This window comes from Paractinoplanes pyxinae (assembly GCF_026626335.1).
GTDB classification, from domain to species: domain Bacteria; phylum Actinomycetota; class Actinomycetes; order Mycobacteriales; family Micromonosporaceae; genus Actinoplanes; species Actinoplanes pyxinae.
The window spans coordinates 441,959-465,269 of sequence record NZ_JAPNTZ010000003.1; the positions used below are offsets into that span (position 1 = coordinate 441,959).

General features: G+C 71.2%; 17 protein-coding genes and 2 pseudogenes. 7 read left to right on the plus strand and 12 right to left on the minus strand.

All coding sequences use genetic code 11. The features are described 5' to 3' along the window. The first annotated feature begins 11 nt into the window (after positions 1–11). On the plus strand, positions 12–1,748 hold the full coding sequence (locus OWR29_RS10015) for a putative glycosyltransferase family protein (protein ID WP_438872574.1): 1,737 nt from the start codon (positions 12–14) through the stop codon (positions 1,746–1,748). A gap of 72 nt (positions 1,749–1,820) precedes the next feature. Here the strand turns inward: OWR29_RS10015 and OWR29_RS10020 are convergent. The 3 genes and pseudogenes from OWR29_RS10020 to OWR29_RS10030 form a co-directional block, all read right to left on the minus strand. Continuing rightward, positions 1,821–2,867: pseudogene (locus tag OWR29_RS10020) on the minus strand (acyltransferase family protein); the annotation flags it as partial. An 11-nt stretch (positions 2,868–2,878) separates the two neighbouring features. Further along, positions 2,879–3,892 (minus strand): SGNH/GDSL hydrolase family protein, encoded by a 1,014-nt coding sequence (locus OWR29_RS10025; protein WP_267562320.1) that lies wholly within the window; start codon positions 3,890–3,892, stop codon positions 2,879–2,881. A 70-nt stretch (positions 3,893–3,962) separates the two neighbouring features. Continuing rightward, on the minus strand, positions 3,963–5,744 hold the full coding sequence (locus OWR29_RS10030) for an NAD-binding protein (RefSeq protein WP_267562321.1): 1,782 nt from the start codon (positions 5,742–5,744) through the stop codon (positions 3,963–3,965). 45 nt (positions 5,745–5,789) lie between these two features. On the opposite strand from OWR29_RS10030, the gene OWR29_RS10035 reads away from it, so the two are divergent. Continuing rightward, the gene (locus tag OWR29_RS10035) at positions 5,790–6,059 is read left to right on the plus strand and encodes a nitroreductase/quinone reductase family protein (protein ID WP_267562322.1); all 270 of its coding nucleotides are present in this window, start codon (positions 5,790–5,792) and stop codon (positions 6,057–6,059) included. Here the strand turns inward: OWR29_RS10035 and OWR29_RS10040 are convergent. Together OWR29_RS10040 and sodN are read right to left on the minus strand one after the other, a co-directional pair. After that, positions 6,056–7,399 carry an FAD-dependent oxidoreductase gene (locus tag OWR29_RS10040; RefSeq protein WP_267562324.1) on the minus strand — a complete coding sequence of 448 codons (1,344 nt, stop codon included), beginning with the start codon at positions 7,397–7,399 and terminating at the stop codon, positions 6,056–6,058. The genes OWR29_RS10035 and OWR29_RS10040 overlap by 4 nt on opposite strands. Beyond that, positions 7,396–7,797: a superoxide dismutase, Ni gene (gene sodN, locus OWR29_RS10045; protein ID WP_267562325.1), complete on the minus strand. Its 402-nt coding sequence runs from the start codon at positions 7,795–7,797 to the stop codon at positions 7,396–7,398. The genes OWR29_RS10040 and sodN overlap by 4 nt, the downstream gene beginning before the upstream one ends. Before the next feature lie 116 nt (positions 7,798–7,913). Here sodN and OWR29_RS10050 point away from each other — a divergent pair, with 116 nt between their 5' ends. Next, positions 7,914–8,249, plus strand: a complete 336-nt coding sequence (locus tag OWR29_RS10050; protein ID WP_267562326.1) for a nuclear transport factor 2 family protein — start codon at positions 7,914–7,916, stop codon at positions 8,247–8,249. 8 nt (positions 8,250–8,257) lie between these two features. Here the strand turns inward: OWR29_RS10050 and OWR29_RS10055 are convergent, their stop codons facing one another. Next, entirely contained in the window at positions 8,258–9,907 is a 1,650-nt protein-coding gene (locus OWR29_RS10055; protein WP_267562327.1) for a VWA domain-containing protein, read from the minus strand. A gap of 223 nt (positions 9,908–10,130) precedes the next feature. On the opposite strand from OWR29_RS10055, the gene OWR29_RS10060 reads away from it, so the two are divergent. Beyond that, positions 10,131–11,132 carry a hypothetical protein gene (locus OWR29_RS10060; protein WP_267562328.1) on the plus strand — a complete coding sequence of 334 codons (1,002 nt, stop codon included), beginning with the start codon at positions 10,131–10,133 and terminating at the stop codon, positions 11,130–11,132. Between the two features lie 2 nt (positions 11,133–11,134). Here the strand turns inward: OWR29_RS10060 and OWR29_RS10065 are convergent, their stop codons facing one another. The 4 genes from OWR29_RS10065 to OWR29_RS10080 all read right to left on the minus strand — a co-directional run bounded on the left by OWR29_RS10065 (position 11,135) and on the right by OWR29_RS10080 (position 16,196). Next, positions 11,135–12,646, minus strand: a complete 1,512-nt coding sequence (locus tag OWR29_RS10065; protein ID WP_267562329.1) for an LPXTG cell wall anchor domain-containing protein — start codon at positions 12,644–12,646, stop codon at positions 11,135–11,137. 165 nt (positions 12,647–12,811) lie between these two features. Next, complete coding sequence (locus OWR29_RS10070) at positions 12,812–14,362, minus strand: hypothetical protein (RefSeq protein WP_267562330.1); 1,551 nt, start codon at positions 14,360–14,362, stop codon at positions 12,812–12,814. Between the two features lie 10 nt (positions 14,363–14,372). Further along, on the minus strand, positions 14,373–15,908 hold the full coding sequence (locus OWR29_RS10075) for an LPXTG cell wall anchor domain-containing protein (RefSeq protein ID WP_267562331.1): 1,536 nt from the start codon (positions 15,906–15,908) through the stop codon (positions 14,373–14,375). Between the two features lie 48 nt (positions 15,909–15,956). Next, complete coding sequence (locus OWR29_RS10080) at positions 15,957–16,196, minus strand: hypothetical protein (protein ID WP_267562332.1); 240 nt, start codon at positions 16,194–16,196, stop codon at positions 15,957–15,959. Positions 16,197–16,249: 53 nt separating this feature from the next. Here OWR29_RS10080 and fdh point away from each other — a divergent pair. The 3 genes and pseudogenes from fdh to nrfD form a co-directional block, all read left to right on the plus strand. Beyond that, positions 16,250–19,510: pseudogene (fdh, locus tag OWR29_RS10085) on the plus strand (formate dehydrogenase); the annotation flags it as partial. Continuing rightward, positions 19,503–20,639 carry a 4Fe-4S dicluster domain-containing protein gene (locus OWR29_RS10090; RefSeq protein WP_438872565.1) on the plus strand — a complete coding sequence of 379 codons (1,137 nt, stop codon included), beginning with the start codon at positions 19,503–19,505 and terminating at the stop codon, positions 20,637–20,639. The pseudogene fdh and the gene OWR29_RS10090, both read left to right, overlap by 8 nt. 179 nt (positions 20,640–20,818) lie before the next feature. Continuing rightward, positions 20,819–21,769, plus strand: coding sequence for an NrfD/PsrC family molybdoenzyme membrane anchor subunit (gene nrfD / locus OWR29_RS10095; protein WP_267562334.1), 951 nt, complete (start codon positions 20,819–20,821; stop codon positions 21,767–21,769). On the opposite strand, the gene OWR29_RS10100 is transcribed toward nrfD, so the two are convergent. Both OWR29_RS10100 and selD read right to left on the minus strand, forming a co-directional pair. Further along, on the minus strand, positions 21,747–22,217 hold the full coding sequence (locus tag OWR29_RS10100; RefSeq protein WP_267562336.1) for a MerR family transcriptional regulator: 471 nt from the start codon (positions 22,215–22,217) through the stop codon (positions 21,747–21,749). The two genes, nrfD and OWR29_RS10100, sit on opposite strands and share 23 nt — an antisense overlap. A gap of 33 nt (positions 22,218–22,250) precedes the next feature. Then, a complete protein-coding gene (gene selD / locus OWR29_RS10105; protein ID WP_267562338.1) occupies positions 22,251–23,261 on the minus strand; it encodes a selenide, water dikinase SelD in 1,011 nt (336 codons plus the stop codon). Between the last annotated feature and the right edge of the window lie 50 nt (positions 23,262–23,311).

Sequence of the window (23,311 nt, forward strand, 5' to 3'; positions counted from 1 at the left end):
CGTCCAGGGGTGTGCTGAAGCGGGTCTGGGCTCGGCGGGAGTGGATTCTCGTCGTCCTCGGCGGGCTGGCGCTGGCCGCGCTGCTGACCTGGCCGACGCTGCGCGATCCGCGGCACACGGTGCCGGGGGACATCGGGGATCCGGCCCTGTTCGCCTGGCAGATCGCCTGGGGCGGGCACGCCCTGCTGCACAACCCGCTGCACTTCTGGGACTCGAACACGTTCTATCCGGATCCGCACTCGCTGGCCTTCACCGACACCGTCCTCGGGTACGCCCCGCTCGGCATGTTCGGGTCGGGCATGGAGGCGGCCGTCCTGCGCTACAACATCGTGTACGTCCTGGTCCACGCGCTCGCCTTCGTCGGGGCGTACGCGTTGACCCGTCAGCTGGGCGCGCATCCGCTCGGCGCGTGGGTGGCCGGCGTCGCCTGGGCGTACGCGCCGTGGAAGCTCGCCCACGCCGGGCACCTGAACGTCATCTCGACCGGCGGCATCGCGCTGAGCCTGGCCATGATCGCCCGCGGCCACGGCTGGTCGTTGCGCCGCGGCCACCGGCCGGACAGGCACAGCCCCGGGTGGGCGCTGGCCGGGTGGCTGGTCGCCGCCTGGCAGATCAGCCTCGGCCTCGCCATCGGGCTCGTGTTCGCGTACGTCATGATCGCCCTTTGCCTCGTGGTGGCGGCGCGGTTCGGCTGGGTCTGGTGGCGGCGCGGCCGGCCGGTCTTCGGCCGCCGGCTGCTGGTGGCCGACGTGATCGGCGGGCTGGTGTTCGGCGCCGTCACGCTGTTCATGGGCATCGCCTACTCCCGCGTGGTGGAGCTCAACCCGCAGGCCGACCGGTCGCTGGCCTGGACCGAGGCGTACTCGCCGCCCTGGCGGGGTCTGCTCGTCGCGCCCGAGACGTCCTGGCTGTGGGGTGAACGGCACGCGGCGGCCCGGGCCGAGCTCTCGTGGCCGCCCGAGATGGCCCTGCTGCCCGGCGTGGCCCTGTTCGTGCTGGCCATCACGGGAGTCTTCTTCTCGGTCTTCCGGATCCGCCATCGGATCCTGCTGTTCCTGGGCGTCCTCGTCGGGGTTCTGCTCATGCTCGGCTCCAAGCTGCCGTGGCACGGCGACCCGGGCTATCTGACGCTCTCCAAGCACCTGCCGGGCTGGGCGGCCCTGCGCACTCCCGGGCGCCTGATGTTATGGACCACCTTGTTCATGGCTGTCCTGGCCGCCGGCGCGGTCAGCGCCGTCGTGGGCGACGTGAAAGAGATCGCGCCCTGGCGCAAGGACGGCGCCGCGTGGTCGAAGCGACTGGGGCGCGCGAAATTTGTCGTGCTGCGCCTCGCGCTGGTGCTCCCGCTGCTGGGGGTGGCCCTCGACGGGGTGAACCGGACCGCGCACCCCGAGGTGCTGCGCTATCCGGCCGCCATGAGCGTGGCGCCCGAGCCGATCCTGGTGCTGCCCAGCGGCGGCAGCCTCGAGATGTCGATCATGCTGTGGTCCACCAACGGGTTCCCGCGCATCCCCAACGGCATCGTGACCTTCGAGCCGACCGGGCAGCAACGGATCCGCTCGAGCAGCGCGACCTTCCCGGACTCGGCCAGCATCGCGTCACTGCGGGCGGACGGCATCAAGTCGGTCGTCGTCCTGCCGGAATGGCTGGGTGGAACCCCGTGGGAGGGCCTGCCCAACCGGCCGTTCGACGGCCTCGGCATCACCCGCGAGGAGATCGACGGCGCGTACCTCTACCGACTGGAGTGACGGCCGGCGGCCGAGAAGGCCGGATGCCGGCCGGCGCTGCTGGAAGGGCGCCTCGAAAAGCCGGGCGAACAGCCAGGCGAGCGCCAGCGACACCCCGCCGGCGATAAGCGTGGTGGCCGCGAACGAGATCGTGTCCCGGCCGAGCCGGGGGATGGCCAGCTTCAGGGTGACCACGACGACGATCGGCAGGTGGACCAGGTACAGGCTGTACGAGATCGACCCGAGCCACTTCAGCGGCCGCGAGTCGAGCAGCCGGATCAGCCCGGCGGGCCGCCCGCTCACGATCGCCAGCAGGAAGAGGGTCATCGCGGGGGCGACCGCCAGGTCGAGCCAGTAGTAGTTGTTGACCATCCACCGGCCGCCCTGAAGCAGCATCAGAACGCCCACCGGCGCCGCCGCCAGCACCGCCAACGGGATCCAGGGCGCTCGGTGGAATCGCCCGGCAGCCACACCGGCCGCCACGACGCCGGCGGCGAAGGCCGGTACGAGGTGCGGGGCCAGCCAGTTGTCGCCCTGCGGCGGCGACCCGTCGAACACGACGAACCCGATCACGACCACCGGCAGGGTCACCACGGCCAGCATCGCGGCCATGCCGATCCGGCGGCACAGCAGCACCAGCAGGGGTAGTACGCCGTACAGCAGAGCCTCGACGCCGATCGACCAGAAGGCGCCGTTCGGTGTGGGCACGGCGACCAGGTCCTGCAGCAGGAACGTGTAGACAAGCACGGAACCGGTGGTGGGCTCGGCCGAGTGCGGCTGGCGCACGATCGTCCAGGCGATGACCAGGCTGAACACCAGCGCGGCCCAGTACGCCGGAAGGATCCGCCAGGCCCGCCGCCGGGCGTAGCCGGCCAGGCTGCCCAGCTGCCAGCCATTACGCGCGGCCGTCAACGCCAGCGAGAAGCCCGACAGCACCAGGAACATCACCACGGCCAGCCGGCCGAACCCGAGCCAGCTCAGCCACTGCGGGCCCTGATAGCGGGGGAAGCCGCGGAACGTGTACGCCCAGCAGTGGAACAACACCACGTACAGGGCGCAGAGGCCGCGCAGGCCGTCCAGCCCGGCCACCCGTTTCGAGCTCACCTCCCAGTTCACGTAAAGCGAGGGCGCACAGTTCACGCCCGGCGGCGCTATTTGCCGGCGTTGGTCAGGTACGGGTCGTCGGACAGCCAGGTGGTCACCACGCGCGTGCGCTTCAGGTACCGGTCCTTCACGACGACCTTGCGGGCCTTCGCCGTGACGACTCGCGCCTTGATGTGCAGAAGGTAGGTCTGAGTGGCGGTGCCCGGCCGCTGCCACCGGCCGGCTCGCAGGGTCCAGCGGCTGCACTCGGAGTGCCAGTCCGGCCGGCCGGCCACGGTCTTGTTGATGCGGAAGCAGAGCGTGGTGGCGGTGCCCGCGTACGGGTTGCGGCCCGCGGGCCAGCCGGCGTCGCCATAGACCTTGGTCATGGCCCGGTACAGGTTGTAGGCCATCTTGGCGTAGCCGTCGTCGTTGGGGTGCAGCTGGTCGAACTCCGACAGGCCGCCGATCGACGACTGGTCGACCAGGTGCACCTTGTCGTCCTTGCCGGCCACGATGCCGGGGATCCGCTTGTTGTAGGCGGCGATCCGGCTCTTGTACGGCTCGATGTGCCCCTGAACCAGCTGCTGCACGAAGATGTCGGCGTCCGGGCGGCCGGCGCGGATCTGGTCGATGAGCGTGGACAGCCGGGTGGCCGTGGGGTCGACGCTCTTGTTCTGGGCCATGTCGTTGGTGCCGAGGTGCAGCAGGATCACGTCCGGCTGGTAGGTGGCCAGCCAGGTGTCGACGTTGGCGGCGATCTGGTCGATGCGCCAGCCGGGGTGGCCCTCGTGGTCGCGGTCCGCACCCTTCGGGCCGGCCTGCTGGGAGCCCACGAAGTCGACGTTCAGGCCGGCCGCCCCGAGCCGCTTCTGCAGGTCGATGCGGTAGCCGCTGGCCGTCGGGGCGCCGGTGCGGTTGCCGATCCGCGAGTCGGCCGACCCGCTGCCGTACGTGATCGAGTCGCCCAGCGGCATCACCTTGAGCGGTCCGGCCGGCTCCGGGGCGGCGTGGGCCGGGACGGTCGGCGAGGCGGCCAGGATCGTGGCGACGGCGAGCGCGAGGGCGGCAGGGATCTTCACATGGGAACGGATCGGCCCGCGCGGGTGCGCGGATGGTCGTCCGGCGGGTGCAGCACAGGTGCTTGCGGCGTCAGCGCGTCTCGACGTCCGCCCGGTCGGGGAGGGCGCTCGGGCTGAGGGTGTCCCGGCGGAGGACCTGCAGCAGTTCCTCGTACGGGCCGATCAGGTACGCGCGGTCGCCGGCCGCGAAGCGGGTGTCCCGGCGCGGCGGGTGCTCCAGCGGTGTGTCGCCCGGAGCTCGGCTGATGGCCACTACCCGCGTACGGGCGGAAAGGTCTTGCATGGCCAGGCCGTCGAGGCCGCCGCCGCGGGCGACGGTGAGCCGCCCGACCAGCATGAGTTGCGAGCTGACGTAGAACGTGGCGATGACGTCCAGGCCCAGGGCGGCGCCGACGAACCAGGGCGCGGCCAGGGCGGCCGTCGATCGGGCCAGGCCGAGGCCGAAGTGGCGTTCGACGGTGGCGGCCAGGGTGCGGTCGAACAGGCGCAGGACGACGGGCACCTCGCCGCCGCGGTCGCCCAGCTGGTCGCGGATGGCCAGGCCGGTCTCCAGGTTGACCAGGTCGTCGCTGGTCAGGATGGCCACCGCCCGGGCCTGGGCCAGTTGCACCCGGTCGAGCGTGCGGGGGAGGGTCGGATCGGCGAAGACCACGGGGATGCCCGCGTCGCGGACCTGTGCGGCGTACCGGCAATTCTCTTTGGTTTCGACGACCACCACGTCGATGCCGGCGTCGGCCAGACGCTCGACCACGCGGACGCCGACCGAGCCGAGGCCGATGACGACGACGTGATCGGTGAGCTGGGTGAGGCGGCGACGGCCCAGGGCCTCCTCGAGGCGGATGCTGACCAGGGTGTTGGTCAGCAGGGCGTAGAAGGTGGTGGCCAGCAGCACGCCGAGGATCATCAGGGCGATCGCGAAGCCGCGCAGCCAGGTCGGCTGCTCGCGGAAGTAGAAGTCGCCGAAGCCGACGGTGGCGATCGTCTCGACCGAGAAGTACGCGGCGTCGAGGATCGTCATGCGGGTGCCGTCGGGCTCGCGATAGCCCACGCGGAGCACCACCATCGCGGCCGTGAGCAGCAGAAACAGGCCGCCGAGCACGTAGGCCAGGCGGCGGTCGACAGTCGTCAGCACGGTCTGGGCCAGGTGCCATTTCGTTCTGAACCAACTTGGCCGTACGGAGGACGGAGGAGCGGTGGCGTCGCCGAGCCCGGCCGCGGCCAGCTCGGCCGGCGTGCCGAGCAGCGTGACCAGGTCGCCCGGGCGCACCTGGTGGTCGCGGCCGGGGCACACCTCGATGTCGTCCTCGCCGATCACCGCCAGCGGGGCCAGGGCGCCGTAGCGGGCCCGCAGCGGGCCGGCCGCATCGGCCACCACCTGCACGGCGACGAACCGGGTGCCGTCCAGGTCGAGGTCGTGGGCGCCGGTACGCAGGCAGGCCTCGACCAGCGACGGCGCGGACAGGCCGGCCACGTCCAGCACCGAGATCGACAGCGCGGCCAGGGCACGGCCGACGGCCGGATTGCGCAGCTGCACGACCACGCGGATGTCGGGGCGGTTCTCCCGGGTCAGCAGGGCGGCCTCGATGGTGTGCAGGTCGTCGGCCAGCACGCAGATGACCGCGGCCGCGCCGGGCAGGCCGGCCTCGCCCAGCGTCTCGATCAGGCGGGGGCTGCCGACCACCACGGGCACGCCCCAGCCCCGGACCACCCGGACCAGACGGGGGTCGGCGTCGTCCTCGACCACCGCGATGCGTACGCCGGCCAGGTGCAGCTGTTCGACGGTGCGCAGCCCCACGTCGTCGAGCCCGCAGACGATGATGTGCCCACGCCAGCTCGCGCAACTGCCGTCCACTCACGCAGGGTAGCCAAGTTGCGGGCGCTCAGTGGCATCCTTGGCGTGAGTGTGCGGGTGCCGCCCCGGTGGGTGGAGCGTACGGCGTGGGGGCACCCGGCCTGGTGGCTCAACCTGCGGGCGGCGCCCGAGGCGACAGTCGAGCTCGATGGCACCGCCGCCCGGCCGGTGCGGGCACGGGCGGCCGAGGGCGACGAGCGGGCGAGGCTCTGGGACCGCTGGCGCACGTTCGACAAAGAGCTCGACGTGTACGCGGCGTTGCGCTCCACCGAGGCGGTGGTCGTGGTCCTGGAGCCTCGCCCGTCGCCCGGCTAGATCCCGCTGCTGATGTCGATCATGTCCTGGCGGGGCACGACCTTGATGCGCTTGCGGCCGTGCGGGTTGCCCAGGCCGATCTCGTGCTCGTCCAGGCGCTTCCAGCCGGCCCAGGTGGTGTAGCCGAGGCCGCGGCGGTCGAGGTAGGCCAGGACTTCGGCCGGGTCGCGGTGGACGGCCGGCGGCAGGCCGTCGGCGTCGGCCAGCAGGCTGGTGATCGTCTCGTTGGCGTCCTTCTTCGTGTGCCCGATCAGGCCGACCGGGCCGCGCTTGATCCAGCCGGTCGCGTACAGGCCGGGCACCCGCTCGCCGTCGAGGTCGAGCACGCGGCCGGCGTCGTGCGGGATCGTGCCGGTGGCGTGGTCGAACGGCAGGTCGGCGATCGGGCGGCTCAGATAGCCGATGGCCCGGTAGACGGCCTGCACGTCCCAGTCGGTGAACTGGCCGGTGCCGCGGACCGAACCGTCGCCGGTGAGCTCCTGCGTCTCGGTGCGCAGTCCCTCCGTACGGTCGGACCCGAGGATGGCGACCGGCGCCTGCAGGAAGTGCAGGTGCAGGCGGCGCGGCCGGTCGCGGGGGTCGCGGGCGCACCAGTTCTGCAGGGTGTCGACGCACATCTTGAGCGAGCGCCTGGCCCGGATGGCGGCCAGGCTGCCCTCGTCGAACTCCATGCCCTCGGGGTGCACGATCACCTCGACGTTGGGCGACTCGTCGAGCTCGCGCAGCTCCATCGGGGTGAACTTGACCTGGCCCGGGCCGCGCCGCGAGAACAGGTGCACGTCGGTCACCGGGCTGGCCAGCAGGCCGCGGTGCACGTTGTCGGGGATCTCGGTCTCGAGCAGCTCGTCCGCGGTCTTGGCCAGGATGCGGGCCACGTCGACGGCCACGTTGCCGGCGCCGAGCACCGCCACCTTTGTCGCGGTCAAAGGCCATTCCCTCGGTACGTCGGGGTGGCCGTCGTACCAGGAGACGAAGTCCGCCGCTCCGAAGCTCCCCGGCAACTCGATCCCGGGGATGTCGAGCTCCCTGTCCTTGTCGGCGCCGGTGGCGAGCACGACGGCGTCGTAGAACGGGGTGAGCTCCTCGGGCTTGACGTCGACGCCGTAGTCGACGTTGCCGATGAAACGGATGCGCGGATCCTCCAGCACGTGGTGCAGCGCCGTGATGATCTCTTTGATCCGCGGGTGGTCGGGCGCGACGCCGTACCGGATGAGCCCGTACGGGGTGGGAAGCCGGTCGAAGATGTCGACTGTCGCGTCCGGGGCCGCCTTGGTCAGGATGTCCGCCGCGTAGATGCCGGCCGGTCCGGCGCCGACGACGGCGACTCGCAGAGCAGTCACTTCTTCGTGGCCCAGAAGATCGTGGAGATCTCCTCGATCTTGGCGAGCAGGCGGCCGGCGACCTCGGGGTCGGCCGAGCCCTTGGCCCCGCTCGCGCCGGCCAGCTTGGTGGCCTCGTTGAACAGGGTGTGCAGCTGGGGGTAGGCCTCGAAGTGCGGCGCCTTGAAGTAGTCGGTCCACAGCACCCACAGGTGGTGCTTGACCAGCTCGGCGCGCTGCTCCTTGATGATCAGGGCACGCGTACGGAATTCCGGGTCCTCGTTGGCCTGGTACTTCTCGCAGATGGCCTTGACCGACTCAGCCTCGATCCGCGCCTGGGCGGGGTCGTAGACGCCGCAGGGCAGGTCGCAGTGGGCGCTCACCGTGGTGCGCGGCGTGAAGAGGCGGGGCAGTCGCATCGGATTCCTCTCTCGGGACTGGCCTTCAAACCTAAAACTTCAACCGCACTTCAAGTCAACGCAAGATCAAGCGACTCTGATCACACCGGCCGGGGCGACCGGCGCATAATCGGGTCATGGCGGATATCGATCGGCTGGTGGCCGAGCACGTCAGCCGGTTCAACGCCGGTGTCGCCACGAAAGACTTCACGCGGTTCGCCGCGGCCTTCGCGCCGGACGCCGTGATGGTCTTCGACGGTGTGCCGGTGGGCCCCTTCCGCGGCCCGGCCGAGATCGCGGAGGCCTACCGGGCGAACCCGCCCGGCGACTTCATCGACGTGACGCCGGTCGAGCGCGCCGGTCCGGCCGAAGCGGTCGTCCGGTACGCCTGGCGCACCGCGGACGCGAGCGGAGGAATGCGGCTGTCCTGGGCCGGTGACGACAAGATCGACGCGTTGACCCTGACGGTCTAGGACAGGCTTTACGCGCCGCGGCGGCTGGCGATGGCCTCCAGGAAGATCTCACCGATCTTGGCGGGGTCGGTGGCCACGAAGACGCCGCCGGAGCCGGAGGCCTTGGCGATCGCCTCCAGCTCGTCGCGGTCGATGGCGGTGCCCATGCCGATGATGATCATGCGGACGGGCTTGGCCGGGTCGCGCAGCTTCGTCATCTTGGCGACCAGCTCGTCGATCGTCAGGCCGCCCGGGTTGTCGTTCTTGCCGTCGGTGTAGATGACCACCGAGTTGGAGACGCCCGGCTTCCAGCCCTTCTTCACGGCGGCGTACGCGGCCAGCGCCGTGTCGAACAGGCCGGTGTCACCGCCGTCCTTCGGGACGATCCGGCCGATGCCGGCCTGCAGTTCGGGCAGGTGGGTGGCGACCGAACTGATCGGCACGTTCTCTTTCCATGGGCGCGTGCCCACCATGTTCGTGGAGAACGTCCAGTTGCCGACCGACCAGCGCCCGTCCAGCAGCGCGAGGCCCTGCTGCGCCGTCCGCTGGGTGACCTCGGCCCGGGTCAGGCCGCCCGCCGTGGGCACCTTGGCCTTCATCGAGCCCGACACGTCGAACACGGCCAGCATCCGGCCCGGCTGGGTGATCGCCGTCCAGCTGCCGAGCAGCGGGGTGATGGCGGCGGCGCCGGCAGCGGGCGGCGGGGTCACCGTGGCCGGCGCGCCGGGCAGGGCGGGAAAACCGGTGCCGGTCGAGCCGTCCGGGCCACGCAGACCGGCCCGGGCCAGGTCGGTGGAGATGCCACCCAGGGCCGCGCGCAGCCTGGTCGCGGCGGCGGCTTTCTCCGGGTCGACCCCGGGCATGATCGCGTACGGGTAATCCAGCACCGCCGTGGCCGGGCTGGGATAGATCGCGGTGAGCCGGTTGCCGGGGGTCTTCGCATTGTGCTCGATGACATCAGCCTCGGACAGCACGGCCAGGCCGACGCTGTCGCCCACCTTGAGCAGCAGGTCCTTGCGGATGCTGGAGCTGTTGGCGGCCAGCGCCCGCATCACCCCGACCCGCAGGGCGGCCGACTTGGTCGCGCCGGCCACGGTGAGCAACCCGGTCAGCCCGGTGGCGTCGCGCGACGGTTCGACCAGGCCCGGCCGCAGCGTCTTGTCGGCGTAGAGCCGCGGGACGAGGTCGGCCATCTTCGCCTGTTTCAAGGCCGCGGCGGATTCCTCGGGCGCGGCCAGCACGGTCGGGCTCGTGGCGATCGAGCCGAGCACGGTCGGCCGGAAGCCGGGCGCCTCCGACGAGATGCGGACCAGCCAGGTGGCCGAGTCCGGGATCCAGGCGTCGACCCCGTCCGCCTGGGACTGGGCCCCGGTGCCGATGCCGGCCAGGTTCACGCCGTGCTTGCCACCTACGGCGGCGGCGATGGCGGCCGGGTCGGCGGCGGCCACGGCGACCTGGGCGCAGGTGTCCTCCCGCTTGCTCCAGGCGTCGGCCGCGGCCCGGACGGCGGGCGCGATCTCGGTGGCGGCGGCGACCTTGAGCTGCACGGTGGTGGCGCAGCCGTTCTTGGACCACTCCTGATAGCCGGCCCAGGCGCCGCCGGCGACCACTACGACGGCGACGGCGGCGGCGGTGACGATCAGTCCGGTGCGCTGAAGCGGGCGGTGACGGCCAGGCATCGAGCCATGATGGACGCTCGATCAACTTTTGTCACTACCGATGCAACTACTTAAGCCGGCCTAAAGCCAAAGCCTCACTTGCGCGACCCGATGATCGGCCGAGCCACTCCTGCCGTTTCGCACCTCGACCGCCATCAACGCGCAGAGCAGACTTCGGGAGGTGCGGGCCGCCGTCGTCGTGGCCTTTCCCGGCGGCGGTGGCCCTCCGAAGACGGGAGGAGCCATGAGACGAAACATCGTCATCGCAGTCGCCGTGACCGCCCTGATGGCGGGCGCCCAGCCGGCCTGGGCTGGCGGCCGGTCGGATTCCGGCGGGCGCATCGTCTGGACCAATGCGCCGGACACCACCTTCACCACCGGACATCTCGAGATCGCCCGGCCGGACGGGCGCGGCGCCCGCCGGCTCACGCCGGACACGCCCGGCGCCCGCGACCTGCTGCCCTCGATCTCACCCGACGGGCGCCGCGTCGTCTACCAACGCGACAGCGGCGACTTCGCCGACCTGCGGATCGTGGACGTGACCGGGCGCAACGACCACTCCGTGGACACCGGGTGTCACGACCCGTGCCAGGACGACCTGGAGCCGGGCTGGCTGCCGGACGGGCGGATCTACTTCACCCGCGTGATCGGGCCGTTCGACCAGCCCAACGGCTCGGCCCGCTCGGCCGTGCTGCACACCGCCCGGCCCGACGGCACCGGCGTGCGGCGGCTGTCGCCGCCCGGACCGGACGGCCTGATCGAGGACTACCACGCCAGTACCGTGCCCGGGGCCGGCTACCTGGTTTACGGCCGCCTGCGGAACGAGGACTTCGCCACCGCGCTGTTCCGGATGGACCTGCCGTCGCGCCGGGTGCGGCAGCTCACCAGCTGGAGCGTGCCGGCCGAGAGCGCGGACCTGTCGCCGGCCCGGCGGGGACCCACCAAAGACCTGGTGGTCTTCCAGATCGGGCGGCCCGGCACCGACGTGCTCGACATCGCCACCGTGCCCGCCACCTGCCGGGACGAGGCGGACTGCATGAGCAAGGTCAAGTACCTGACCGGCGGGGAAGGGCGGGCCACCAGCCCGAGCTGGTCGCCGGACGGCCGCCGGATCGCCTTCAGCTTCCGTACCGGTACGGCGGACCTCAACGGTGACGTGTGGACGATGCGTCCGGACGGCTCCGACCGGCGCCGGGTGTCGACGTCGCCGGTCTTCGACTACGGCGCGGATTGGGGACCCGCCTGACCTCAGTTCTCGGGGTGTGGACGGCGGCGGGTGGCGACGCGGGCGGTGGCGCCGGCGAGCAGCAGGGCGAGGCCGATCAGCGCCAGGGCTGTCGTGTTGGTGCCGGTGATCGGGAGGCCGCCGCCCTCACCGCCGCCGTTGCCGCCGCCCTCGCCGTCGCCCGGGGTGGGGGTGGGGCCGGCGGGGTTGATGATGACGGCGGCGGTGTCGTCCGAGGGGTCGGGGTCACCGGCCGGCGGTGGGCCTTGGCGGCTGACGTTGATGCTGCCGCGGAGGGTGCCGGGCTGGTCGACGCGCAGGATGAAGTCGAAGTTCACCGTTCGGTAGGGGAGGTACGGGACGCCGTCCAGCTCCGAGGTGAAGCAGTAGAGCTTGCCGTCGTCGGGGTGGCCGTCGGGCGGGTAGGGACCGGGGAACGGAAGCGTGGGGAACGACCGGCACAGGGGCGAGCGGCCGACCACCGTGGTGCCGGAAGGCGGGGTGAAGGTGATGACCAAGTATGAGCCCTGCGCCCGGTCCCAGCCTTCAATGCCGGCCGGACCGTTGTTGCGCATGCCCAGGCGTACGGGGACGGTCTTTCCGACTTTCGCCCTTGCGGTGTCGCCGATCGCGGTGAAGTTGGACTGGTTGACGCCGGTCACCGCCAGGTCCCAGCCGTCGGCGTTGTCGCGCACGTCGATCTCGGTCTGGGGGTCGGCCAAGGTGGACGTCGCGGGGGTCAGCTCGAGTTCGGGGCCGGAGCCGGACGGCAGCGCGCGGCCCGGGTCGATCCAGTCCTGCGCGGTGTGCCAGATGAACGAGCTGGACCACTGGCTCGGCGCCCACACCGCCCGAGAGGCGGTGATCCGCCACGGCGTGGCCAGGCGGTAGGTGGCGCCGGGGGCCAGTTCGGTCTCGAACAAGCAGGCGGCGCCGCGTTCGGTGGGGGCGCAGTTGCGGTGCGGCGTGCTGGTGATGCCGCGGACCGCTCTCCATTCGAGGACCACCCCGCGAACCGGGGAGTCGCCGGTGTTGCGGACGGCGGCGGTCACGTCCGTGCTCGTGCCGGTGGGCAGCGAGACGTCGCCCTGCGTGTCGACGGCGGTGAGGGCGACCTGCTCGGCGATCGTGACGCGACCCGTGGCGGTGGCCCGGGTCGTGCCCTCAACCACGGCCCGTACGGTCACCAGCGCACTCGCGCCGAGCGGGGTGCCGGGGTTGGCCGCAACCGAAAGGTCGAACGCGTCGCTCGTGCCGTCGCAGGTGAGCGTGGTGGCGGCGGCCGTGCACCGGGTGATGCCCGACGGCGGCGTGACCGTGGCGATCGCGTTCAGCGCGGTCAGGTCGAACACCAGCTCGCCGGGGGGCGTTTGATCCGGGAACCGGTACTGCACGTGCATCCCCCGGGCCGCTCCGCCGGGCTGGACGCTGACGTTGCTCAGCGTCAGGGTCCATCCGGGGGCAGCCTGAGCGGCCGCCGCGGGCATGAGGGCGGCGAACACGGCGATCAGGGCGACGCTGGCGAACCTGCGCATCGGCTGGCTTCTTCCGTACGTCCACTGTGGTGGCCGCAGCGTACTGCCTGAACGGGCCGTATGGTGGTCAGACTTTTCGAGCGTCGGCCGCCCGTTGAACGACGGCGTCACCGCCGCACTGGCCGGCCGCGCGAAACCCTGACGCCACAAGGATGGCGTCCGGTCTTACCGGCGGTGGGTGGCCAGGCGAGCGCACGTGCCGACGAGCAAGAGGGCCAAGCCGATCAGCGCCACGGTTGTGGTGTCACTGCCGGTGATCGGCAGGCCGCCGCCTCCGCCCTCCCCGCCGCCTCCGCCGTCGTCGCCGCCATCGTTGCCGCCGCCGGTGGCCGGGGCTCCCGTTGCGGTCACGACGATGGGCTCCTCCTGGGTGATCCTCGGGGCGTCAACGGGAGTGAGCACGGTGCGGATCTGTCCGCGCAGCGTGCCGGGCTTGTCGATGCGGAGCTTGAAGTCGAAATTGACTGTCTCGCCGGGGAAGTAGGGGAGACCTTCGAACATGCCCGTCCAGCAGTAGTATTTGCCGTCGTTGAAGTCGGCTCCGTCGGGCCACGGCACGCCGGGGGTGGGGTAGTCCACATTGAACGGCTGGCACAGCGGCGAGTGGCCGACGACCTTGGTGCCGGCGGGCGGGGTGACGGTGACCGTCAGGTACGGGGCGAAGGCGTTGCCCCAGCTTTCCATGCGGGCCGGGCCGTTGTTGCGCACGCTGGTGCGTACGGTGACGGTCTGGCCGACCTTGCCGGTGGCCTCGTCGCCGCGAACGGTGAAGGTCGAGTTGTTGCGGCCGGTGACGAGCAGGTTCCACTCGTCGGCGTTGGTGGGGTTGCCCTCGGTGTCGACGTCGGTCTGCGGCACCGTTTCGGTCACGGGGGCGGGCGCGGGGGTCAGCCCCAGCTCGGTGTCGCCGTCGCCGCCGGGGAGGGGGCGGCCCTGGTCGATCCAGTCCTGCGCGGTGAACCAGCTGAACGACGACAGCCACTGGGTCGGCGCCCACACGGCGTCGGTGGCGGTGAGCGGCCACGGCGTCGCCAGCCGGTATTCCTGGCCGGGGGTCAGCGCGCCCTCGAACAGGCAGGCGGCGCCGGCGGTCGGCATGACGGCGCCGCGGCCCTCGATCGGGCTGCAGTTGGCGAAGTCGGGTGTGCGCATGCCGACGGCGGTCTGCAGCTGGAGCACGACCCCCGTGATCGGCGTGTCGCCGGTGTTGCGCAGGCCGGCCGCCAGCTGGCCGGTGGCTCCGGTGGCGATCGAAACATCGTCTTGCGCCTGTACGTTCGTCAGGGACACGGCCTCGGCGATGGTCACGGTGCCGGTCGCACTGGCCACCGTCCGGCCGCCCGCGACGATCCGGGCCGGCAGGGTGATGACCGTGCCGACCGGGGCGTCGGGCTCGGCCGTCACCTCCATCCCACCCGAGAAGCCGCGGTCGTCCTGCGCGCAGGTGACCGTGGTGGCCGTCGTGGTGCACGGGACCGGGAAGCCGGGCTTCAGGGTGATCCGGCCCTGAGCGGCCGTGATGTCGAAGACCAGGTCGTACTTGACCCGGGCCGCGTTGGCGGTGTCGACGCTCAGCCGCAGGACGCCCGTGGCGCCGGGCACGACGCTGCCCCGGCCGAGGGACAGCTTCCACGGTGTGGCCGCGGCCTGGGCCGGCGCCGGGGCGATCAACGCGGCCAGCAGGACGATCAGGGCGGCACTGGCGAGTCTGCGCATGAGGTGACCTCTATCGTCGGCGGGTGGCCAGGCGCGCCGCGGCGCCGGCGATGAGAAGCGCGAGGCCGATCAGGGCCACCGCTGTGGTGTTGCTGCCGGTGATCGGCAGGCCGCCACCGCCGCCGCCCTCACCACCACCGTCCCCGCCGGTGACGGGAACGCCGGTTGCGGTGATGACGATGGGGGCGCGGTAGGGGATCGGGCCGAGCCCGCTGTTGCCGCGCCCGGCGTCGTGCAGCGTGGTCCGGATTCCGCCGCGCAGCGTGCCGGGCTTGGTGATGCGCAGCGTGAACTTGTAGGTGTAGGTCTCGCCGGGCAGGTTCCACGGCGTCAGCCAGGAGCCCTTCCAGCAGTAGTACTTGCCGTCACCCAGCTCGGCGTCGACCGGGTAGGGGCCGCCGGGGGTGGGGAAGTCGATGCTGAAGAGGTGGCAGTCGGGGTCGGCCCGCACCACCTTGGTGCCCGGGGGAAGGGTCACTGTGGTGAGCGAATACGACCCCTCGAGCTGGTTGTAGCCCTCGAGCCGGGCCGGACCGTTGTTGCGGACGCTGACGCCGACGGTGACGTTCTTCCCGACCTGGCCGCTCGCCGTGTCACCCCGCACGGTGAGGGTCGAGGTGTTGCGGCCGGTGACGCTCAGCTGCCACTCGTCGACGTTGTTGTAGATCAGTTCGGGCTCGGTCTGCGGAACGGCCCGGGCGGTGGCCACGGCGGCGAGTTCCAGCTCGGGCCCGCTGCCGCCGGACGGCAGCTTGCCGCCCCGGTCGGTGAAGTCCTGCGCGGTCGACCACTCGAACGAGGCCAGCCACTGGCTGGGCGCCCACACCAGCTCGGTCGCGGTCACCCGCCACGGTGTGGCCAGGCGGTATTCCTGGCCGGGGGCCAGCTCGGCGTCGAACAGGCAGATGGCGCCGGAGTCGGGCGGGATGTTCGGGTCGGTCACCACGTTCGTGCAGTTGGCGTAGTCATTCGTCCGGATGCCGGCGACCGTCTTGAGCTGCAGAACCACGCCGGTGACGGGGCGGCTGCCGGTGTTGCGGACCCCGGCCGCCAGCCCGTAGGTGCGGCCGCTCGCGATCGCCATGTCGTCCTGCGCCTCGACCGCGGCCAGCGAGACCTCTTCGGCCACGGTGACGGTGCCGGTCGCACTCGCGACCGTCTTGCCGTCGAGCACGGCGCGGACCGGCACGGGCACCGTCAGGCCGGCCGGAGCCTCGGGCTTGGCTGTCGCCATGAGGTAGCTCGACATGCCGCCCGTGTTCACCGGGCACGTCAGCGTGGTGGCCGTGGCCGTGCAGGTGTAGAAGGTGAGCTTGAACGTGAGGAGGTCACGGGCGGCCGTGATGTCGAAGACCAGGTCGAGGTCGTAGCGGGTCGAGCCGCCGCCGGGCGCGCGCAGGCCGAACGGCATGCCGCGTTCGCCGCCGCCGGGCACGACGCTGATCTTGCCCGCCGTCATGGTCCACGGGGCGGCAGCCTGAGACGCCGACGGCGCGCCGAGCACAGCCAGGAGGACGATCAGGGCGGTGCTCGCGAGCCTGCGCATGGCGCAGGAGAATACCGTCGAAACAGAATGCATTCTGCTTGTCGGCGTTCACCATTCGTACGGACGGTCAGCCGGGCGATCCCAGCCGTCGCACGAGTCCTCCTCGTCGAGGGAGCGCAGGACGTCGAGCAGGTCAGGACCGTCGTGGCCGGTGTCGACCGAGCGCCCGATCAACCCCAGCTGGGCGGCGCAGTCGCGGCCGAAACCCTTCACCATGCGGTCGGCGCGGGTCTGGTGCCCGCACCGGGGGCAGCGCCGCATCGCGACGGGACGATCGGGAACAGCCATCCTCGAAGTATGTCGCCGTGCGGCCCGCCCGCGCCTGGGTTAGGGTCGTCAGCGTGGGAGTCAAGACGTGGATCGAGGGGTGGCCGGTCTACCGGCAGCTCACCGGCACCGATCCGCTGGGCCGCGGCGCCGCCGCGCAGTCTCCCAAGTCCAAGTCGCTGACCTCCCGCACCGAGACAGCCGACCGGGTGGCCAAGTCGGTCTGCCCGTACTGCGCGGTCGGCTGCGGGCAGCAGATCTTCGTCAAGGACGAGAAGATCGTCCAGATCGAGGGCGACCCCGACAGCCCCGTCTCGCGCGGGCGGCTGTGTCCCAAGGGGTCGGCCAGCCTGAGCCTGGTCACCAGTGATCGCCGGCAGCAGAAGGTGCTCTACCGGCGTCCGTACGGGAAAGACTGGGAAGAACTCGACCTCGACACGGCGATGAACATGATCGCCGACCGGGTGCTCGCCGCGCGCGACGCGACCTGGCAGGACGCCGACGAGGAAGGGCGGCCCCTCAACCGTACGCTGGGAATTTCCAGCCTCGGCGGGGCGACGCTCGACAACGAAGAGAACTATCTGATCAAGAAGCTCTTCACCGCCATCGGCGCCATCCAGATCGAGAACCAGGCGCGTATTTGACACTCCGCCACGGTTCCCGGTCTGGGAACCTCCTTCGGCCGGGGCGGGGCCACCAACTTCCTCCAGGATTTGGCTAACGCCGACTGCATCGTCATCCAGGGCTCGAACATGGCCGAGGCGCACCCGGTGGGCTTCCAGTGGGTGGTCGAGGCCAAGAACCGCGGGGCCAAGGTCATCCACGTCGACCCGCGCTTCACCCGGACCAGCGCGCTGGCGCACACCTACCTGCCGGTGCGGGCCGGGGCCGACATCGCGTTCCTCGGTGGCGTGATCAACTACATCCTGAGCAACGAGAAGGACTTCCGGGAGTACGTGGTCGCGTACACCAATGCGTCAATGCTCGTCAGCGAGGAGTTCGAGGACACCGAGGACCTCAGCGGGCTGTTCTCCGGCTACGACCCCGAGACCAACACGTACGACCAGAGCTCCTGGCAGTACGCCGGTCAGCAGGACGAGGGGCAGGAAGAGGAGGAGTCGCACGCCGACCGCGAGACCGCCTCGGGCCTCGAGCAGGAGTCGCACGGCCCGCCCATCCCGGCCGACGTCCCCCGCGACCCCACGCTGCAGGATCCGCGCTGCGTGTACCAGGTGCTCAAGCGGCACTACGCCCGCTACACCCCCGAGGTCGTCGAGCGCCTCTGCGGCGTGCCGCAAGAGAAGTTCCTCGAGGTCTGTGAGGCCTGGACGGCGAACTCGGGCCGTGAGAAGACGACCGCTCTGGTCTACTCCGTGGGCTGGACGCAGCACAGCGTGGGCGTGCAGTACATCCGCGCCGGCGCGATCATCCAGCTGCTGCTGGGCAACATGGGCCGGCCCGGCGGCGGCGTGATGGCGCTGCGCGGGCACGCCAGCATCCAGGGCTCGACCGACATCCCGACGCTGTTCAACCTGCTGCCCGGCTACCTGCCGATGCCCCACTTCAAGCAGCACGAAAGCTTCGACCAGTGGATCGACGCGATCCGGCATCCCGAGCAGTCCGGCTTCTGGGCCAACGCCAAGTCGTACGCGGTGAGCCTGCTCAAGAGCTACTGGGGCGACGCGGCGACCGAGCAGAACGATTTCGGGTACGGCTGGATGCCCCGCCTGACCGGTGATCACGGCACGTATCAGCAGGTCCTCGACATGATCGACGGCAAGATCAAGGGGTACTTCCTGCTCGGGCAGAACCCCGCCGTCGGCTCGGCCCACGGCAAGGCGCAGCGGCTGGGCATGGCCAACCTCGACTGGCTCGTGGTGCGTGACCTCTTCATGATCGAGAGCGCCACCTTCTGGAAGAACGGCCCCGAGATCGGCACGGGCGAGATCGTGCCCGAGGAGTGCAAGACCGAGGTCTTCTTCATGCCGGCCGCCTCGCACGCCGAGAAGTCGGGCACCTTCACCCAGACCCAGCGCATGCTGCAGTGGCGCGAGCAGGCCGTCGAGCCGCCGGGCGACGCCCGCAGCGAACTGTGGTTCTTCTACCACCTGGGCCGGATCATCCGGGAGCGCCTGGCCGACTCGACTCTGCCGCGCGACGAGGGCATCCGTCGTCTGGCGTGGGACTACGAGCTGCACGGTGAGCTGCAGGAACCCCGGGGCGAGGACGTTCTCAAAGAGATCAACGGGTACGACCTGACGACCGGCAAGCTGCTCAGCAACTTCACCGAGATGAAGCCGGACGGTTCCACCTCGGGCGGCTGCTGGATCTACACCGGCGTCTACAAGGACGGTGTCAACCAGGCCGCCCGGCGCAAGCCCGGCAGGGAGCAGAACTACGTGGCCCGCGAGTGGGGCTGGGCCTGGCCGTCCGACCGCCGCACGCTCTACAACCGCGCCTCGGCCGACCCCGACGGCAAGCCGTGGTCGGAACGCAAGAAGTACGTGTGGTGGGACGAGGAGAAGGGCGAGTGGGTCGGCGACGACGTGCCCGACTTCGAGAAGACGAAGCCACCGTCGTACCGGCCGCCCGAGGGCGCGAGCGGGGTCGAGGCCATCTCGGGCGACGACGCGTTCATCATGCAGGGCGACGGCAAGGGCTGGCTGTACGCGCCCAGCGGGCTCATCGACGGGCCGATGCCCACGCACTACGAGCCGGCCGAGTCGAATGTGCGCAACCCGCTCTACGCCCAGCAGGCCAACCCGACCCGCAAGGTGTACCAGCGGTCGGACAACCTGACCAACCCGAGCCCGCCCGAGCAGCACTCCGAGGTCTACCCGTTCGTCTTCAGCACGAGCCGGCTCACCGAGCACCACACGGCCGGCGGCATGAGCCGGCAGCTGGCCTACCTGTCCGAGCTGCAGCCCGAGATGTTCGTCGAGGTGTCGCCCGAACTCGCGGCCGAACGGGAGCTCGAGCACATGGGGTGGGCGCACATTGTCACGGCGCGCGCGGCGATCGAGGCCAGGGTGATGGTCACCGACCGGCTGGCCCCGCTGCGCATCGACGGGCGGATCGTCCACCAGCTCTGGATGCCCTACCACTGGGGCAGCGAGGGCCTGGTCACGGGCGACTCGGCCAACGACCTGATCGGGATCACGCTCGACCCGAACGTGCTCATCCAGGAGAGCAAGGTCGGCACCTGCGACATTCAGCCGGGGCGCCGGCCGTCGGGCCCTGAACTATTGGCGTACGTGCAGAGCTACCGTGATCGGGCAGGGCTCACACCAGGGCACCACACCCCGATCGAGACCCCGAGGGGCGCTGATGGAGAGCAATAGCCTGTACGGGCCGCTCGACCCGGCGCCGGAGGCCGGATACACCGACGCGCCGCCGCGGATGGGGTTCTTCACCGACACGTCGGTGTGCATCGGGTGCAAGGCGTGCGAGGTGGCCTGCAAGACGTGGAACGCGGTGCCGGACGACGGGTTCGACCTGCTCGGGCACTCGTACGACAACACGGGCGGGCTGACGGCCAACTCGTGGCGGCACGTGGCGTTCATCGAGCAGCCGCGGTCGTCCTCGGGTGCTTCCACCGATACGCCAGGGGCGTTCGCCGGGCTGCCGGTCGGGCCGTCCTCCGTGCCGGCGACCAATGTGATCGCCGCGCAGACCTCGGCCGACACGGGGACGTCGCCGGGCATCCTGCCCGCGGTCGACGCGTTGTCGGCGGCGGCCACGGCGGGCAGTGAGTTTCTTGGCGCTGCGCCTTCGGGTGGCTGCGGTTCCGGGGGCTGCGGCTCGTCTTCCGGTGGCTCCTCCTCTGGCGGCGGCGCTCAGATGCTGGGCATGCCGATGACTGATCTGCCGGGGCGGGTCAACGAGGCGCCGCGGTCGGACTTCCGCTGGCTGATGATGTCGAACGTGTGCAAGCACTGCACTCATGCCGGGTGCCTCGACGTGTGCCCGACGGGAGCGCTGTTCCGCACCGAGTTCGGCACGGTCGTGGTGCAGGACGACATCTGCAACGGGTGCGGTTATTGCATTTCGGGCTGCCCCTACGGCGTGATCGACCGGCGGGACGACGACGGGCGGGCCTGGAAGTGCACGCTCTGCTACGACCGGATCGGGGACGGGCTGATGCCGGCCTGCGCCACGGCCTGCCCGACCGAGTCGATCCAGTTCGGTGAGCTGGACGAGCTGCGGGAGCGGGCGGCGCGGCGCGTTGAGACGTTGCAGGCGCAGGGCGTGGCCGAGGCCCGGCTGTACGGGAACGACCCCTCCGACGGGGTGGGCGGCGACGGCGCGTTCTTCCTGCTGCTCGACGAGCCCGAGGTGTACGGGCTGCCGCCGGACCCGCACGTGCCGACGCGCGATGTCGTGTCGATGTGGAAGAAGGCGGGGCTGGCCGCGTTGACCATGGCGGCCACGGCGGTTGTCGCGTTCGCCGGGAGGCGCAAGTGAGCTCGGTTTCTCCGCCGCCGGCCGGGAACCAGGGGAGTGGGCTCTCCCGGGACGAGGGTTACGGCGGGCCGCGCCGGGGCGGCGGCCTCCCTTCGTCTCGTGACGGTTCTCGTGCTTCTGAGGGCGAGGGGCGTGGCGGTTCGCGGCGGGGCGGCGGCAAGCGCGGCGGGGACCGGTCGATGGTGCCCAAGGCGGATTTCCAGTCCTACTACGGGCGGCCCATCGTGCGGCCGCCGGTATGGACGCACGACATCGCGATCTATCTGTTCACCGGTGGGCTGGCGGCGGGGTCGGCGCTGATCGCGGCCGGCGGGCAGGCCAGCAAAGACCCGGTTCTGCGCGTGGCGGGACGGGGCACGGCCCTGGCCGCCCTCGGGGCCAGCGCGTTCTTCCTGATCAAGGACCTGGGCCGGCCGGACCGCTTCCACCACATGCTGCGGGTGGCCAAGCCGACGTCGCCGATGTCGATGGGCACCTGGCTGCTGAGCTTCTTCGGCGGGGCCGCCGGAGTGGCGGCGGCGGCCGAGGTGGCGCCGTTCCTGCCCGAGCGCGGGCTGCTCGGAGTGGCGCGGAAGGTGCTGCCGCCGGTCGGAGCAGCCGCTGGGTACGGCGCCGCCGCGCTGGCTCCAGGGCTGGCCACGTACACCGCGGTGCTTTTCGCCGACACCGCCGTGCCGAGCTGGAATGCGGCGTACCCGGACCTGCCCTTCATGTTCGCCGGGAGCGCCCTGGCCAGTGGGGCGGGAGTCGGGCTGATCGCGGCGCCGGGCCGGCCGATGCGGCGCATGGCGGTGGCGGGGGCGGCGATCGAACTCGCGGCCGGGCATCGGGTGGAGCACGGGCACGGGCTGCTGAGCGAGCCCTACCGCAACGGGCGGCCGGGCAAGCTGTTGAAGGCGGCGCGGGTGCTGACGGCGGTGGGCGCGGTCGGGGCGGTGGTCGGGCGGCGCAGCCGGGTCGTGTCGGCCCTGGCCGGGGTGTCGCTGCTGGCCGGCTCGGTGCTGACCCGGTTCGGGGTGTTCGAGGGCGGCGTGGAATCGGCCAAGGATCCGCGCTACACCGTGATCCCGCAGCGCGAAGGGCTCAACAAAGCGGGCGGCCGGAAGGTCAGCGGCCCGTCGCCGTCGTGACTTCGTTGTCCAGGCGGTCGAGGCCCAGTTCGTGGCGCGCCCGCTGGAAGTCGGCGGCCTGCTGCTCGTGCTGCTCCTGCTGGGCTCGGTCCATTTCGCCGTACAGGGCAATTTTGATGTCAAGCATGGCCACGTCCTGCCGCAGTTCCTCGATGCGGGCCAGCACACGCTCGCGATGCTCGACGAACAGGCGCAGGCGGTCGCCGACGGTGTGGTCGCCGGCCCGGACCATCTCGGCGTAGCGGCGCATGTCGCGCACGGGCATGCCGGTGCCGCGCAGGCGGATCAGCAGGCGCAGCCAGTCGAGGTCGCGGTCGCAGTAGCGGCGCCGGCCGGCCGTGTCCCGCTCGACCGGCTCGACCAGGCCTTCCTGCTCGTACCAGCGCAGCGTGTGCACGGTGAGCCCGACCGTTTCCGCCGCCTCGCCGACGGTGAGTCCGTTCGCCATGCCGTCAGCCTCGCAGTTCGAGTGCACTCGAAGTCAAGCGCGTACTTCGAGAGTGCGGCCCTCACCGGTGGAGGGAATCAACTCGCCGATGACGGGGAAGCCGGGAATCTCGCCGGCCACCAGCAGCCCGCCGGACGTCTGCGCGTCGGCCAGCAGCAGCAACTCGTCCTCGCCGACGGCGCTGTCGAGGTGCGGCCGCACCCAGTCCAGGTTGCGGCGGGTGCCCCCGCTGACGTACCCGTCCCGCAGAGCTTCGCGGGCCCCTTCCAGGTACGGCACGGCTGACGCCTCGACGCGGGCGGTGACCCCGCTGGCCCGGGCCAGCTTGTGCAGGTGCCCGAGCAGCCCGAAGCCGGTCACATCGGTGGCGCAGACCGCGCCGACCTTCAGCGCCTCGACCGAGGCGGCCAGGTTGAGCGTGGTCATGGCGTCGATGGCGTTCTGGAAGACCTCGCCGGTGGCCTTGTGCCGGCTGTTGAGCACGCCGACACCGAGCGGCTTGGTCAGCGTCAACGGCACGCCCGCGGCCCCGGCGTCGTTACGCATCAGCCTGTCCGGGTCGGCGATGCCGGTGACCGCCATGCCGTACTTGGGTTCCGGGTCGTCCACACTGTGCCCACCGGCCAGGTGACAGCCGGCGTCCCGCGCGATGGCCAGCCCACCGGCCAGCACCTCGGCCGCCAGCTCCATCGGAAGCAGGTCCCGGGGCCAGGCCAGCAGGTTCACCGCCACGACCGGCGTCCCACCCATGGCGTACACATCGGAAAGCGCGTTAGCCGCCGCGATGCGCCCCCAGTCGTACGCGTCATCGACGACAGGCGTGAAAAAGTCGGCCGTAGCCACCACGGCGGTGCCGTTGGCCAAACTCACGACGGCCGCGTCATCCCCGTCATCCAGCCCGACGAGCAGCTCACCGGGCCCCTTGGGCGTACCCGTGCCGACCAGCCCGGCCACCACAGCTTCCAACTCGCCGGGCGGAATCTTGCAGGCGCAACCCCCACCGTGGGCGTACTGGGTCAGACGAGGCGCATCAACAGCAGTCACAGCCCCACTCTGGCACGCCGCCGATCGAACCGCCCCTCCAGGAGACTAGA